The 14,884-nt window shown below is 70.4% G+C and carries 13 protein-coding genes; 11 read left to right on the top strand and 2 right to left on the bottom strand.

Annotated elements, in window-relative coordinates:
• Positions 1 to 24 precede the first annotated feature (24 nt).
• The 8 genes from ruvC (at position 25) to ACIBCU_RS27135 (ending at position 9,439) form a co-directional block, all read left to right on the top strand.
• A complete protein-coding gene (gene ruvC / locus ACIBCU_RS27170; RefSeq protein WP_033304357.1) occupies positions 25 to 558 on the top strand; it encodes a crossover junction endodeoxyribonuclease RuvC in 534 nt (177 codons plus the stop codon).
• Positions 555 to 1,181: a Holliday junction branch migration protein RuvA gene (ruvA, locus tag ACIBCU_RS27165; RefSeq protein ID WP_362929271.1), complete on the top strand. Its 627-nt coding sequence runs from the start codon at positions 555 to 557 to the stop codon at positions 1,179 to 1,181. Before ruvC ends, ruvA begins: the two co-directional genes overlap by 4 nt.
• A gap of 83 nt (positions 1,182 to 1,264) precedes the next feature.
• The gene (gene ruvB, locus ACIBCU_RS27160; protein WP_104790388.1) at positions 1,265 to 2,350 is read left to right on the top strand and encodes a Holliday junction branch migration DNA helicase RuvB; all 1,086 of its coding nucleotides are present in this window, start codon (positions 1,265 to 1,267) and stop codon (positions 2,348 to 2,350) included.
• A 168-nt stretch (positions 2,351 to 2,518) separates the two neighbouring features.
• Positions 2,519 to 3,022, top strand: coding sequence for a preprotein translocase subunit YajC (yajC, locus tag ACIBCU_RS27155; protein WP_362929268.1), 504 nt, complete (start codon positions 2,519 to 2,521; stop codon positions 3,020 to 3,022).
• A gap of 147 nt (positions 3,023 to 3,169) precedes the next feature.
• Positions 3,170 to 4,924 (top strand): protein translocase subunit SecD, encoded by a 1,755-nt coding sequence (gene secD, locus ACIBCU_RS27150; protein WP_362929266.1) that lies wholly within the window; start codon positions 3,170 to 3,172, stop codon positions 4,922 to 4,924.
• Between the two features lies 1 nt (position 4,925).
• Positions 4,926 to 6,047, top strand: a complete 1,122-nt coding sequence (secF, locus tag ACIBCU_RS27145; RefSeq protein WP_362929264.1) for a protein translocase subunit SecF — start codon at positions 4,926 to 4,928, stop codon at positions 6,045 to 6,047.
• On the top strand, positions 6,044 to 6,598 hold the full coding sequence (locus ACIBCU_RS27140) for an adenine phosphoribosyltransferase (RefSeq protein WP_362929262.1): 555 nt from the start codon (positions 6,044 to 6,046) through the stop codon (positions 6,596 to 6,598). Before secF ends, ACIBCU_RS27140 begins: the two co-directional genes overlap by 4 nt.
• A gap of 168 nt (positions 6,599 to 6,766) precedes the next feature.
• On the top strand, positions 6,767 to 9,439 hold the full coding sequence (locus ACIBCU_RS27135; protein ID WP_399234644.1) for a RelA/SpoT family protein: 2,673 nt from the start codon (positions 6,767 to 6,769) through the stop codon (positions 9,437 to 9,439).
• A 171-nt stretch (positions 9,440 to 9,610) separates the two neighbouring features.
• Here ACIBCU_RS27135 and ACIBCU_RS27130 read toward each other — a convergent pair whose 3' ends face one another.
• Positions 9,611 to 10,840 (bottom strand): DUF349 domain-containing protein, encoded by a 1,230-nt coding sequence (locus ACIBCU_RS27130; RefSeq protein WP_362929258.1) that lies wholly within the window; start codon positions 10,838 to 10,840, stop codon positions 9,611 to 9,613.
• A gap of 189 nt (positions 10,841 to 11,029) precedes the next feature.
• Positions 11,030 to 11,818, bottom strand: a complete 789-nt coding sequence (locus ACIBCU_RS27125) for a peptidylprolyl isomerase (protein ID WP_362929254.1) — start codon at positions 11,816 to 11,818, stop codon at positions 11,030 to 11,032.
• Positions 11,819 to 11,965: 147 nt separating this feature from the next.
• On the opposite strand from ACIBCU_RS27125, the gene ACIBCU_RS27120 reads away from it, so the two are divergent.
• From ACIBCU_RS27120 to ACIBCU_RS27110, 3 genes are all read left to right on the top strand, one after another.
• The gene (locus tag ACIBCU_RS27120; RefSeq protein ID WP_362929252.1) at positions 11,966 to 12,652 is read left to right on the top strand and encodes an MBL fold metallo-hydrolase; all 687 of its coding nucleotides are present in this window, start codon (positions 11,966 to 11,968) and stop codon (positions 12,650 to 12,652) included.
• 15 nt (positions 12,653 to 12,667) lie between these two features.
• Positions 12,668 to 13,930, top strand: a complete 1,263-nt coding sequence (hisS, locus tag ACIBCU_RS27115; protein WP_399234641.1) for a histidine--tRNA ligase — start codon at positions 12,668 to 12,670, stop codon at positions 13,928 to 13,930.
• 306 nt (positions 13,931 to 14,236) lie between these two features.
• Positions 14,237 to 14,872, top strand: coding sequence for a vitamin K epoxide reductase family protein (locus ACIBCU_RS27110; protein ID WP_104790401.1), 636 nt, complete (start codon positions 14,237 to 14,239; stop codon positions 14,870 to 14,872).
• The last annotated feature ends 12 nt before the right edge of the window (positions 14,873 to 14,884 follow it).

Raw genomic sequence — 14,884 nt, 5'->3', positions numbered from 1 at the left:
CCGAGCGGCGGAGGGGGCCCATACATGCGGGTGTTGGGCGTGGACCCGGGGCTGACCCGGTGCGGTGTCGGAGTCGTCGAGGGCGTCGCCGGGCGGCCGCTCACCATGGTCGGCGTCGGCGTGGTGCGGACCCCGCCCGATGCGGAGCTCGGTCACCGGCTCGTCGCCATCGAGCAGGGCATCGAGCGGTGGCTCGACGAGCACCGGCCCGAATTCGTCGCCGTGGAGCGGGTGTTCAGCCAGCACAACGTGCGTACGGTCATGGGCACCGCACAGGCCAGCGCCGTCGCCATGCTCTGCGCGTCGCGCCGCGGCATCCCGGTCGCCCTGCACACCCCGAGCGAGGTCAAGGCCGCCGTCACCGGATCGGGACGCGCCGACAAGGCGCAGGTCGGCGCCATGGTGACCCGGCTGCTGCGGCTCGACGCGCCGCCGAAACCCGCCGACGCCGCCGACGCCCTCGCCCTCGCCATCTGCCACATCTGGCGCGCGCCCGCGCAGAACCGACTGCAGCAGGCCGTCGCCGCCCACCGCACGCTGAAAGGCCGTACCGCATGATCGCCTTCGTCTCAGGCCCGGTGGCCGCCCTCGCCCCGGCCACGGCCGTGATCGAGGTCGGCGGCATCGGCATGGCCGTCCAGTGCACCCCCGAGACCCTCGCCGGTCTGCGGATCGGCAAGGAGGCCAGACTGGCGACGTCCCTGGTCGTCCGGGAGGACTCGCTCACCCTCTACGGCTTCGCGGACGACGACGAGCGGCAGATCTTCGAGCTGCTCCAGACCGCCAGCGGTGTGGGTCCCCGGCTCGCCCAGGCCATGCTCGCCACCCACAGCCCGGACGCCCTGCGCATCGCCGTCGCCACCGGTGACGAGAAGGCGCTCACCGCCGTGTCCGGCATCGGCAAGAAGGGCGCCCAGAAGCTTCTCCTCGAGCTCAAGGACCGGCTCGGCGAACCGGTCGGCGCGCACATCGGGCAGCAGGGCATCGGCACCGCCGTCAGCAGCTCCTGGCGCGACCAGCTGCAGGCCGCCCTGATCGGCCTCGGCTACGCCACCCGCGAGGCCGACGAGGCGGTGACCGCGGTGGCTCCGCAGGCCGAGGCCGCGATCGCCGACAGCGGCCAGGCCCCCGTGCCGCAGCTGCTGCGCGCCGCCCTCCAGACACTCAACCGCGCACGCTGACCCCAGGGGCCGCCACGCGCCCCGTACGCCGGCCGGAACACCGCACGGACCGGCACCGAAACACCCGAGGCGGGACTGACGAGATGAACTGGGACGAGACCGGGCCCGACACCGGCGACCTCACGGACGAGCGGCTGGACGACCGACTGGTGGACGCCGGGGCGGACGGCGAGGACACCGCCGTCGAGGCAGCCCTGCGCCCGAAGGACCTCCACGAATTCGTCGGCCAGGAGACGGTGCGGGAACAGCTCGACCTGGTTCTCAAGGCGGCCCGCGCCCGGGGCGCCACCGCCGACCACGTCCTGCTCTCCGGCGCCCCCGGCCTGGGCAAGACCACCCTCTCCATGATCATCGCGGCCGAGATGGGCGCGCCGATCCGGATCACCTCCGGCCCCGCCATCCAGCACGCCGGCGATCTCGCCGCGATCCTGTCCTCGCTCCAGGAGGGCGAGGTCCTCTTCCTCGACGAGATCCACCGCATGTCGCGGCCGGCCGAGGAGATGCTCTACATGGCGATGGAGGACTTCCGGGTCGACGTCATCGTCGGCAAGGGCCCGGGCGCCACCGCCATTCCGCTGGAGCTGCCGCCGTTCACCCTCGTCGGCGCCACCACCAGGGCGGGACTGCTGCCGCCCCCGCTGCGCGACCGCTTCGGCTTCACCGGCCACATGGAGTTCTACGCCCCCACCGAGCTGGAGCGGGTCATCCACCGCTCAGCCGGCCTGCTCGACGTCGCCATAGACACGGCGGGCGCCGCCGAGATCGCCGGACGCTCCAGGGGCACGCCCCGTATCGCCAACCGGCTGCTGCGCCGTGTCCGGGACTACGCCCAGGTCAAGGCCGAAGGACGGATCGACCGGGACATCGCCGCCGCGGCCCTGCGGGTGTACGAGGTCGACGCCCGGGGGCTCGACCGGCTGGACCGCGCGGTGCTCGGCGCCCTGCTGAAGCTCTTCGGGGGAGGCCCCGTCGGGCTCTCCACCCTCGCCGTGGCCGTCGGCGAGGAGCGCGAGACCGTCGAGGAGGTCGCCGAGCCCTTCCTCGTACGGGAAGGACTGCTCGCGAGGACCCCGCGGGGCAGGGTCGCGACCCCCGCGGCGTGGGCGCACCTCGGACTCGTGCCTCCGCAGCACGGCGCAAAGGGACAACAGGGCCTGTTCGGGGCGTGACACAGGACGGGTTGGCCAGCAGGGGAACCACGGTGCCATGCTGGACGTTGTTCCAATGATGCGGACTCGCTTAGACTCCGCCGATGCCGCCCGTTCAGGTCGGTGTACCCACCCCCGTAGACCAGGCCGCGTGAATCCAGCGTGGTCGTGCGAAGGAAGTTCCGTCCCGTGAGTCTCGTGACCCTCCTCCCCTTCATCGTGCTCATCGGGGCCATGTTCCTGATGACCCGGTCCGCCAAGAAGAAGCAGCAGGCGGCTGCGCAGATGCGCAACGACATGCAGCCCGGTACCGGCGTCCGGACGATCGGGGGCATGTACGCCACCGTCAAGGAGATCCAGGACGACACGGTTCTCCTCGAGGTCGCGCCCGGCGTGCACGCCATCTTCGCGAAGAACGCCATCGGCGCCGTCCTCGACGACGCGGAGTACAACCGCATCGTCCACGGCGACGACGACGAGCTGGACGCCGACGGCACGGTCGTGCCCGACGACGCCTCCTCGCTCACCGGCGGCGAGTCCACGGACGAGGACGCGGCCGACGACGCCGCGAAGATCGACCTGGGCAAGAAGGCCGAGGACGCCGCGCCGGAGGACGCCGGGACGAAGGGCTCCGAGGTCAAGAGCTCCGATGTCAAGGACGCCAAGGCCGACGGCGAGGGCGACGCGAAGTAGTTCCACGACCCAGAGACGCCGGACACCCGAGGGTGTCCGGCGTCTCACGGGCCGTGCGGTCTTCTGCGGGGGCGGGTCCCCACAACACTTCGTGGCCGCTCGGGCGCGTACCCGGCGCGGGGCGGTTGGACAGGGAGAAACGAAAAGGTGGCAGCACCGAAGAAAGGCCGGGGTTCAACCGGTGGACAGGGCAAGCCGGGCCGTGCCCTGGCTCTGATCCTGATCGCCATGGTCGCCCTGACCGGCGGGATGTTCCTGTCCGGTCACACCACGCCCCGGCTCGGCATCGACCTGGCCGGCGGCACATCGATCACGCTCAAGGCGAAGAGCCAGCCCGGCAAGCCTGACGCGATCAACGAGACCAACATGAACACCGCGGTCAGCATCATCGAACGCCGTGTCAATGGTCTGGGTGTCTCCGAGGCCGAGGTTCAGACCCAGGGCCCCTCGAACATCATCGTCAACATCCCCAAGGGGACGAATTCGAAGCAGGCCCGGGAGCAGGTCGGCACGACCGCCCAGCTGTACTTCCGGCCCGTGCTCACGGTCACCGGCGGCGCACCGACCCCCGAGGGTTCCGCGAGCCCGTCCGCGAGCGGTTCCGGGAAGCCGAGCGCCACGCCCAGTGCGAAGGCGAGCGACCCGGAAACAGCCTCCGATTCGAAGACGACGCCCTCGGCGAGCGCCACCACCCAGGGCCGCGCGGTCACCGGCGCCCTGAAGAAGGACGCGACGCCGACCCCGGCCGCGAGCACCTCCGGTGGATCAAAGACCCCCGCGGCGACCGGGACGCCCGACCCCGCCACCGCGGCGCTCGAGAAGAAGTTCACCGCGCTGGACTGCACCGACGCGGCCGCCCGCGCAAAGGCCGGCGACGGCGTCAAGCCCGAGGACCCCACGGTCGCGTGCAGCTCCGAGGGTGACGCCAAGTACCTCCTCGGCCCCGCCGAGGTCTCCGGTACGGACGTCGACGACGCGAAGGCCCAGTTCGACCAGCAGCGCGGCATCTGGCTCGTCTCGATGGAGTTCACCGACAAGGGCTCCAAGAAGTTCCAGACGATCACCAAGAAGCTGTCGACGCAGCAGTCCCCGCAGAACCAGTTCGCGATCTCCCTCGACGGTGAGGTCGTCTCCGCGCCGCAGGTGAACGAGGCGCTCAGCGGCAGCGCCGAGATCTCCGGCAGCTTCACGCAGCAGTCGGCGGAGGACCTGGCCAACGTCCTGTCCTACGGCGCGCTCCCGCTGTCCTTCAGCGAGGACACCGTCACCACCGTCACCGCCGCCCTCGGCGGCGAGCAGCTGGAGGCCGGTCTCATCGCCGGCGCCATCGGGCTGGCCCTGGTCGTCATCTACCTGGTGGCCTACTACCGCGGCCTGGCGCTCATCGCCCTTCTCAGCCTGCTGGTCTCCGGCATCCTGACGTACACGATCATGGCCCTGCTCGGCCCGGCCATCGGCTTCGCGCTGAACCTCCCGGCCGTCTGCGGTGCCATCGTGGCGATCGGAATCACAGCGGACTCGTTCATCGTCTACTTCGAGCGCATCCGCGACGAGATCCGTGAGGGCCGCACGCTCCGTCCGGCCGTCGAGCGTGCCTGGCCCAGGGCCCGCCGCACCATCCTCGTGTCCGACTTCGTGTCGTTCCTCGCGGCGGCCGTGCTCTTCCTCGTCACCGTCGGCAAGGTCCAGGGCTTCGCGTTCACGCTCGGGCTCACGACCCTGCTCGACGTCGTCGTGGTGTTCCTCTTCACCAAGCCCGTCATGACGCTCATGGCCCGCACGAAGTTCTTCGCCAGCGGTCACCCGTGGTCCGGCCTGGACCCGAAGAGGCTCGGCGCCAAGCCGCCGCTGCGCCGCTCCCGCCGCGTCAACGCCCGCACCGACCACCCGAAGGAGGCGTGAGATGTCGCGACTCGGCAATCTCGGCGCCCGGCTCTACCGTGGCGAGGTCGGTTACGACTTCATCGGCAAGCGCAAGATCTGGTACGGCGTCTCGATCCTGATCACCATCACGGCCATCCTCGGCCTGGCGGTCAGCGGCCTGAACATGGGCATCGAGTTCAAGGGCGGTGCCGTCTTCACGACCGACACCAAGGCCAAGGTGTCCGTCTCCCAGGCCCACGAGGACGCGGTCGCGGCCTCCGGCCACGAGGCGATCGTCCAGGAGCTCGGCAACGGCGGACTCCGGATCCAGATCACCGAGGTCGACACCCAGAAGGCCGACCAGATCAAGGCCCAGCTCTCCGAGGACCTCGGTGTGCCCGAGGCGAAGATCAACGCGGACCTCGTCGGCCCCAGCTGGGGTGAGCAGATCGCCAACAAGGCCTGGACCGGCCTCGGCATCTTCATGGTCCTCGTCGTGGTCTACCTGGCCATCGCGTTCGAGTGGCGGATGGCCGTCGCCGCGCTCGTCGCGCTGATCCACGACATCACCATCACCGTCGGCGTCTACGCCCTCGTCGGCTTCGAGGTCACCCCCGGCACCGTGATCGGTCTGCTGACCATCCTCGGTTACTCCCTCTACGACACGGTCGTCGTCTTCGACAGCCTCAAGGAGGGCACGAAGGGGATCACCAAGCAGACCCGCTGGACCTACAGCGAGATCGCCAACCGCTCCATCAACGGCACGCTGGTGCGCTCCATCAACACCACCGTTGTCGCCCTGCTGCCGGTCGCCGGTCTGCTGTTCATCGGTGGCGGCGTCCTCGGCGCGGGCATGCTGAACGACATCTCGCTGTCGCTCTTCGTCGGCCTCGCCGCCGGTGCGTACTCCTCGATCTTCATCGCCACCCCGCTGGTCGCCGACCTCAAGGAACGCGAGCCGCAGATAAAGGCACTGAAGAAGCGGATCCTCGCCAAGCGTGCCGCCGCTGCGGCCAAGGGCGAGTCCGTCGAGGACGAGCGCGACGACCGGGCCGAGGAGTTCGACGACGGGCCCGACGAGGACTCCCGGACCGCCGGGGCCGTCGTCGGCCCGCGCCGGCAGGCCGGTGGCCACGGCAGGACCCCGAGGAACCGCCGATGACCACGAACGTCACCGACGCCACCCGGGAGCTCCTGCTCAGCCGGATCCGTGACGTGCAGGACTATCCGAAGCCCGGAGTGCTGTTCAAGGACATCACCCCGCTGCTCGCGGACCCGGTCGCCTTCTCCGCGCTGACCGACTTCTTCGTGGAGCTGTGCGTCCGGCACGGTGCCACCAAGATCGTCGGCCTCGAGGCCCGCGGCTTCATCCTGGCCGCGCCGGTCGCGGTCCGGGCCGGAATCGGGTTCGTACCTGTGCGGAAGGCCGGGAAGCTGCCCGGGGCCACGCTGGGGCAGGCGTACGAGCTGGAGTACGGCGCGGCGGAGATCGAGATCCACGCCGAGGACCTGGCCGCCGACGACCGGGTCATGGTCATCGACGACGTCCTGGCCACCGGCGGCACCGCCGAGGCCTCGCTGGAGCTCATCCGGCGGGCCGGTGCACAGGTCGCGGGGGTGGCGGTCCTCATGGAACTCGGCTTCCTCGCCGGCCGCGCACGGCTGGAGGCAGGACTGCGGGACGCCCCGCTGGAGGCCCTGATCACCCTCTGACCTGCACCGCGCCGTCGCAGCGCGCGTAGGGACGTACAGGACGGGTACCCGGGAACACCCGGGTGCCCGTTCCGCGTTGTGAGGGGTTCCACACTCCCCGGGCGAGGACCCGCCCGGAGGTCGATACCATGGGCTTTCCGGTAGCCCGGATCCGCACGAGGAGCGCTCTTGCCAGACGAGGCCCAGCCAGCCGCCGCCCCGCAGCCCGAAAGGCCCGCGGCGGCCTCCGCCGTGCCCGGGAAGGCGCAGCCCGAAGGATCAGGCAAGCCCGGGCCCGCAGGAGGGCACACGCAGGGCCCCGCCGAGGCACCGGGCGACCGGACGCCCGCAGCACCGGCGAAGCCGGCCCCGCCGCCCGGGACGAAGCCGGCGCCCCCGCCCGGCACGAAGGCCGCGCCCTCCTCGCCCTCCTCCGGGACGAAGCCCCCGGCGACGCCTGCCTCCGGACCCGCGGCGCCGAAGCCCCCGGCACCGGCTCCCGCCGCGAAGCCCCCGGCCCGGTCCGCCACCACCCCGGCCGCCGTACCCGCGCGCTCCGGCGGCTCCTCCAACCGCGTCCGGGCCCGCCTCGCCCGTCTGGGCGTACAGCGCTCCAGTCCGTACAACCCGGTCCTCGAGCCCCTCCTGCGTACGGTCCGCGGCAACGATCCCAAGATCGAGTCCGCCACCCTGCGGCAGATCGAGAAGGCATACCAGGTCGCCGAGCGCTGGCACCGGGGCCAGAAGCGCAAGAGCGGCGACCCGTACATCACGCACCCGCTCGCCGTCACCACGATCCTCGCCGAGCTCGGCATGGACCCGGCGACACTGATGGCCGGGCTGCTGCACGACACGGTCGAGGACACCGAGTACGGCCTGGACACCCTGCGCAAGGACTTCGGCGACCAGGTGGCGCTGCTCGTCGACGGCGTCACCAAGCTCGACAAGGTCAAGTTCGGCGAGGCCGCCCAGGCGGAGACCGTGCGCAAGATGGTCGTCGCCATGGCCAAGGACCCCCGGGTCCTCGTCATCAAGCTCGCCGACCGGCTGCACAACATGCGCACCATGCGCTACCTCAAGCGGGAGAAGCAGGAGAAGAAGGCCCGCGAGACCCTAGAGATCTACGCGCCGCTGGCTCACCGCCTGGGCATGAACACCATCAAGTGGGAGCTGGAGGACCTCGCCTTCGCGATCCTCTACCCCAAGATGTACGACGAGATCGTCCGCCTCGTCGCCGAGCGCGCGCCCAAGCGCGACGAGTACCTCGCCATAGTGACCGACGAGGTCCAGGCCGACCTGCGCGCCGCCCGGATCAAGGCCACCGTCACCGGCCGGCCGAAGCACTACTACAGCGTCTACCAGAAGATGATCGTGCGAGGCCGCGACTTCGCCGAGATCTACGACCTGGTGGGCATCCGCGTCCTCGTCGACACGGTCCGCGACTGCTATGCGGCGCTCGGCACCGTCCACGCCCGGTGGAATCCGGTGCCCGGGCGGTTCAAGGACTACATCGCGATGCCCAAGTTCAACATGTACCAGTCGCTGCACACCACGGTGATCGGTCCCAGCGGCAAGCCCGTCGAGCTCCAGATCCGCACGTTCGACATGCACCGCCGCGCGGAGTACGGCATTGCGGCGCACTGGAAGTACAAGCAGGAGGCCGTCGCGGGCGCCTCCAAGGTCCGCACCGACATCCCGAAGAACACGGGCGGCGGCCGCGGCCAGGACACCGTCAACGACATGGCGTGGCTGCGCCAGCTCCTGGACTGGCAGAAGGAGACCGAGGACCCCAGCGAGTTCCTGGAGTCCCTGCGCTTCGACCTGTCGCGCAACGAGGTCTTCGTCTTCACGCCGAAGGGCGACGTGATAGCGCTGCCCGCCGGCGCGACGCCGGTCGACTTCGCGTACGCCGTCCACACGGAGGTCGGCCACCGGACCATAGGGGCACGGGTCAACGGACGGCTCGTACCGCTGGAGTCGACGCTCGACAACGGCGACCTGGTGGAGGTCTTCACCTCCAAGGCGGCCGGCGCGGGGCCCTCCCGTGACTGGCTCCAGTTCGTCAAGTCGCCCCGGGCGCGCAACAAGATCCGCGCCTGGTTCTCCAAGGAGCGGCGCGACGAGGCGATCGAGCAGGGCAAGGACGCCATCGCGCGGGCCATGCGCAAGCAGAACCTGCCGATCCAGCGGATCCTGACGGGCGACTCCCTGGTCACGCTGGCGCACGAGATGCGCTACCCCGACATCTCGTCGCTGTACGCGGCGATCGGCGAGGGCCATGTCGCCGCGGCCGGCGTCGTCCAGAAGCTCGTGCAGGCGCTCGGCGGCGAGGACGCGGCCAACGAGGACCTGGCGGAGAGTTCGCCGCCCTCGCACGGCCGTAACAAGCGCCGGGCCAAGGCGGATCCGGGTGTGGTCGTCAAGGGCGTCGAGGACGTCTGGGTCAAGCTGGCCCGCTGCTGTACGCCCGTGCCCGGCGACCCGATCATCGGATTCGTCACCCGGGGCAGCGGGGTCTCCGTGCACCGCGCGGACTGCGTCAACGTCGACTCGCTCTCGCAGCAGCCGGAGCGGATCCTCGACGTCGAGTGGGCACCCACCCAGTCGTCGGTCTTCCTCGTCGCCATCCAGGTCGAGGCGCTGGACCGCTCGCGGCTCCTCTCGGACGTCACCCGGGTCCTGTCCGACCAGCACGTGAACATCCTGTCGGCGGCCGTGCAGACCTCCCGCGACCGGGTGGCCACCTCACGCTTCACCTTCGAGATGGGCGACCCGAAGCACCTGGGCCACGTCCTGAAGGCCGTACGCGGCGTGGAGGGCGTCTACGACGTCTACCGGGTCACCTCGGCCCGCCGCCCCTAGGAACGGCCCGGAGCCTCTACGCGGGCGGCCGGAGCCGGTCGCCCGCCCGGGGGCGCCGCGCGGTCCCGGCCGTGCTCACCGGCCCCCCGGCTGCCGCCCGGCACGCGAAAGGGGCTCCCGTACACGTCGCGTACGAAAGCCCCTCCCGTGGATCGGGAACGCCGGCTCGGCTCAGCCGCCGAACTCCTCCAGGCCCTTCAGCGCCTGGTCCAGCAGTGCCTGCCTGCCCTCGAGCTCGCGCGAGAGCTTGTCCGCCCTGGCGTTGTTGCCCGAGGCGCGTGCCGTGTCGATCTGCGTGCGCAGCTTGTCGACGGCCGCCTGGAGCTGACCGGTCAGACCCGCGGCGCGTGCCCGCGCCTCCGGGTTCGTCCGGCGCCACTCGGACTCCTCGGCCTCCTGGAGCGCCCGCTCCACCGCCTGCACCCGGCCCTCGACCTTCGGGCGCGCGTCACGCGGGACGTGGCCGATGGCCTCCCAGCGCTCGTTGATGGACCGGAACGCGGCCCTGGCCGCCTTCAGATCCCTCACCGGGACCAGCTTCTCGGCCTCGGCGGCGAGCTCCTCCTTGAGCTTGAGGTTCTCGCCCTGCTCCGCGTCCCGCTCGGCGAAGACCCCGCTGCGGGCGGCGAAGAAGACGTCCTGGGCCCCGCGGAAGCGGTTCCACAGCTCGTCCTCGGCCTCGCGCTGGGCGCGGCCCGCCGCCTTCCACTCGGTCATCAGGTCGCGGTAACGCGCGGCCGTCGCACCCCAGTCGGTCGAGTTGGAGAGCGACTCGGCCTCGGCGACCAGCCTCTCCTTGACCTTGCGGGCGTCCTCGCGCTGCGCGTCCAGCGCCGCGAAGTGGGCCTTGCGGCGCTTGGAGAAGGCGGAACGGGCATGCGAGAAGCGGTGCCACAGCTCGTCGTCGGACTTGCGGTCCAGACGGGGCAGCCCCTTCCACGTGTCGACGAGCGCCCTCAGACGCTCACCCGCCGACCGCCACTGCTCGCTCTGCGCCAGCTCCTCGGCCTCGACGACGAGCGCCTCCTTGGCCTGACGGGCCTCGTCGGTCTGCTTCGCCTTCTGGGCCTTGCGCTCCTCGCGGCGCGAGTCGACCGTCGCGACGAGCGCGTCCAGCCGCTTGCCGAGCGCGGCGAGGTCGCCGACGGCGTGGTGCTCGTCGACCTGCTGACGCAGGTGTTCGATCGCCGCCGTGGCGTCCTTCGCCGAGAGGTCGGTGGTCTTCACCCGCCGCTCGAGGAGGCCGATCTCGACCACCAGGCCCTCGTACTTGCGCTCGAAATAGGCCAGAGCCTCCTCGGGGGAACCGGCCTGCCACGATCCGACGACCTGCTCGCCCTCGGCTGTACGCACGTACACGGTGCCCGTCTCGTCGACACGGCCCCACGGGTCGCTGCTCACAGCGCCTCCTCCACCTGATGCATCGAGAGGGTTCGCCCCCCGTGCATCGTCCACAGTTTCCTGGGGCGGGCAGCGCCCGCCCTGCACAACGCCAATCTAGGCGACCGGCCGCCCGGCTGTCCGCACTCAGCGCGGCTGAAATTCTCCGGTGCGCTCCAAGGACCTCGTGCCGGGCGGCCACACAAACGGTCAGGCCTTGTCGACCGTCGCCTTCTCGACCGTGACGGTCTTCTTCGGGGCACCGTCGCCCGCCCCACCGGCGACGCCTGCCTCGGCGACCTTCTTGACGGCCTTCAGACCCGCGTCGTCCATGGTGCCGAACGGCGTGTAGCTGGGCGGCAGTTCGGTGTCCTTGTAGACCAGGAAGAACTGGCTGCCGCCGGTGCCCGGCTGGCCGGTGTTCGCCATCGCGACGGTGCCCGCCGGGTACGTCACCGAGCCTTTGTCGTTCGCCTTGCCGAGCGCGGTCAGATTCTCGTCCGGGATGGTGTAGCCGGGGCCGCCCGTCCCGTCACCCTTGGGGTCACCGCACTGGAGGACGAAGATGCCCTCCGTGGTCAGGCGGTGACACTTCGTGTCGTCGAAGTAGCCCTTGTCCGCGAGGGCCTTGAACGAATTGACGGTGTGCGGGGTCTTCGCCGCGTCCATCGCGATGCCGATGTCGCCCTGGCTCGTCCTGAGCGACATCGAGTACTCGGCCTTCTTGTCGATTTTCATCGCCGGCTCGGGAGCGCTGCTCTCGCTCGCCGAGGGCGATGCCGACGGGCTCTCGCTCGCCGCCGCGTCCGCCGAGGTCTTCGAGTCGTCGCCGTCGAGCGAGACGTACGCGCCCACACCGATGACCGCCACCACGGCCACCGACGAAGCGATGATCACCGTGAGACGCCTCGTCCTCCGGCGCGCTTCCTCCCGGCGCTGCTGCTGCCGCTCGAACTTCTCCCGGGCGAGCTGCCGCCGCCGCTGATCGCTGCTGACCACCGGATGGTCTCCTTGTACGTCGTGTGATCGGTCCTGGAATGCCCGTACGGTATATGGGTTAGCTGTGGAATGAGGAGCGCCGGTAGTCTCTGATCTGCCGCATTCCCCTCAGCGGCCCTCCTCGTCGGACGAACACTAAGGACGAACGTGCTCATTGCCGGGTTCCCCGCCGGGGCCTGGGGGACCAATTGCTACCTGGTCGCCCCCGCCGCCGGTGAGGAGTGCGTGATCATCGACCCGGGCCACAAGGCCGCCCAGGGCGTCGAGGAAGCACTGAAGAAGCATCGGCTCAAGCCCGTCGCCGTCGTCCTCACCCACGGCCACATCGATCACGTCGCCTCGGTCGTCCCCGTGTGCGGTGCCCATGACGTCCCCGCCTGGATCCACCCGGAGGACCGCTACATGATGAGCGATCCCGAGAAGGCCCTGGGCCGCTCCATCGGGATGCCGCTGATGGGCGAGCTGACCGTGGGTGAGCCGGACGACGTCAAGGAGCTGACCGACGGAGCCCGGCTGGAGCTGGCGGGTCTGGAGTTCGGCGTGGCCCACGCGCCCGGCCATACCAAGGGGTCGGTGACGTTCAGGATGCCCGAGGCCGCGGATGTGCCGCAGGTCCTCTTCTCGGGCGACCTGCTCTTCGCCGGCTCCGTCGGACGTACCGACCTGCCCGGCGGCGACCACGCCGAGCTGCTCGAGTCGCTGGCCCGCGTGTGCCTGCCGCTCGACGACTCGACCGTGGTGCTGTCCGGCCACGGCCCCCAGACGACCATCGGCCGCGAGCGCGCCTCCAACCCGTACATGAACGGTCTGGCCGCGCCCCGCCGAGGAATGTGACGAGAGAGAACAACCGTGAGTACCTTCCAGGCCCCCAAGGGCACGTACGACCTCATCCCGCCGGACTCCGCGAAGTACCTCGCGGTGCGCACAGCACTCTCCGCACCCCTCAAGAACTCCGGCTACGGCTACATCGAGACGCCCGGCTTCGAGGACGTCGCCCTGTTCGCGCGCGGAGTCGGTGAGTCCACCGACATCGTGTCCAAGGAGATGTACGCCTTCGAGACCAAGGGCGGCGACAAGCTCGCGCTGCGCCCCGAGGGCACCGCGTCCGTGCTGCGCGCCGCGCTGGAGGCCAACCTCCACAAGGGCGGCAACCTCCCCGTCAAGCTCTGGTACTCCGGCTCGTACTACCGCTACGAGCGCCCGCAGAAGGGCCGTTACAGGCACTTCTCGCAGATCGGCGCGGAAGCCATCGGCACCGAGGACCCGGCGCTGGACGCCGAGTTGATCATCCTCGCCGACCAGGCGTACCGCTCGCTCGGCCTCAGTCAGTTCCGCATCCTGCTGAACTCGCTGGGCGACAAGGAGTGCCGCCCCGTCTACAGGGAGGCGCTCCAGACGTTCCTGCGCGACCTCGATCTCGACGAGGAGACCCGCCGGCGCATCGAGATCAACCCGCTCCGGGTGCTCGACGACAAGCGGGCCGACGTGCAGAAGCAGCTGACCGGTGCCCCGATGCTGCGCGACTTCCTCTGCGACGCCTGCAAGGCGTACCACGAGGAGGTCCGCGACCTGCTGACGGCGGCGGGGGTGGTGTACGAGGACGACGAGAAGCTGGTCCGCGGCCTCGACTACTACACGCGCACCACCTTCGAGTTCGTCCACGACGGTCTGGGCTCCCAGTCCGCGGTGGGCGGCGGTGGCCGTTACGACGGGCTGTCCGAGATGATCGGCGGCCCCGCGCTGCCGTCCGTCGGCTGGGCGCTCGGTGTGGACCGTACGGTGCTCGCCCTGGAGGCGGAGGGCGTCGAGCTCGACGTCCCCGCCACCACCAGCGTGTACGCGGTACCGCTGGGCGAGGAGGCCCGGCGAGTGCTCTTCGGCCTGGTCACCGAGTTGCGCAAGGCCGGTGTCGCCACCGACTTCGCGTTCGGCGGCCGGGGCCTCAAGGGCGCGATGAAGAGCGCGAACCGCTCCGGTGCCCGCTTCACGATCGTGGCCGGCGAGCGTGATCTCGCCGAGGGCGCGGTCCAGCTCAAGGACATGGAGTCGGGCGACCAGGAGCCGGTCGCGCTCGACGCACTCGTGGCCACGGTGCGGGCCAAGCTGGTCTGAGCCACACGTCCCACCGCTGTGCCCGCCCCGGTCCGCCCGGGCGGGCACAGCGCGTTCAGGGGGCCTTCGTCAACTCCGCGTGCGTGGATTCACCTTGCCGGACATTCCCTTACGGGGGCAGGACGCCCGGCGCGCTCGCCCGGGCCTCTGACGTCCGCCGCGTGCCCGGCCAGGGATGCGGGGTCCCCGGCACCTCCGGGCGCAGGGCCGTCCTCGCGCACTTTTATGCCGATCGAACAGCTGGCCACAACGGTGGTGCGGCACAATGACCGTGCCCAGCCGGCTACTCAGTGATGGAACGGCGATATGACGATGGCAGCGGTAGACCACCCCTCCTCCCGGCAGGACGAGGACAACGGCGCGAAGACCTTCGGCGCGAGCCGCGCGCTCGCACTGCTGCTGGTGATCACAGGTGCGGCCGGACTGCTCGCCGCCTGGGTGATCACCATCGACAAGTTCAAGCTGCTCGAGGACCCGAGCTTCACCCCGGGCTGCAGCCTGAACCCGGTGGTCGCGTGCGGCAACATCATGAAGAGCGAGCAGGCGTCCGCCTTCGGCTTCCCCAACCCGATGCTCGGCATCGCCACCTACTCGGTCGTCATCGGCATCGGCATGGCACTCCTCGCCGGTGCCCGCTTCCGCGCCTGGTACTGGCTCGGCCTCAACGCGGGCACGCTCTTCGGCGTCGGCTTCTGCACCTGGCTGCAGTACCAGTCGCTGTACAACATCAACTCGCTCTGCCTGTGGTGCTGCCTGGCCTGGGTCGCCACGATCTTCATGTTCTGCTACGTCACGACGCACAACATCAAGCACGGCATCCTGCCCGCCCCCGCCTGGCTGCGGAACACCCTCACCGAGTTCCACTGGGTGCCGCCGGTCCTCTGGATCGGGATCATCGGCATGCTGATCCTGACCCGCTGGTGGGACTTCTGGACCAGCTGACGCGCCAGGCGG

It is taken from the genome of Streptomyces sp. NPDC051064 (assembly GCF_044455985.1).
Taxonomy (GTDB): Bacteria; Actinomycetota; Actinomycetes; order Streptomycetales; family Streptomycetaceae; genus Streptomyces.
This window is presented reverse-complemented; position numbering and strand designations above follow the sequence as displayed.

Bases quoted from the DNA above. Each gene is read 5' to 3' on its own strand.
- ruvC (WP_033304357.1), top strand. From the start codon at position 25: ATGCGGGTGTTGGGCGTGGACCCGGGGCTGACCCGGTGCGGTGTCGGA.
- ruvA (WP_362929271.1), top strand. From the start codon at position 555: ATGATCGCCTTCGTCTCAGGCCCGGTGGCCGCCCTCGCCCCGGCCACG.
- ruvB (WP_104790388.1), top strand. From the start codon at position 1,265: ATGAACTGGGACGAGACCGGGCCCGACACCGGCGACCTCACGGACGAG.
- secF (WP_362929264.1), top strand. From the start codon at position 4,926: ATGTCGCGACTCGGCAATCTCGGCGCCCGGCTCTACCGTGGCGAGGTC.
- ACIBCU_RS27140 (WP_362929262.1), top strand. From the start codon at position 6,044: ATGACCACGAACGTCACCGACGCCACCCGGGAGCTCCTGCTCAGCCGG.
- ACIBCU_RS27110 (WP_104790401.1), top strand. From the start codon at position 14,237: ATGACGATGGCAGCGGTAGACCACCCCTCCTCCCGGCAGGACGAGGAC.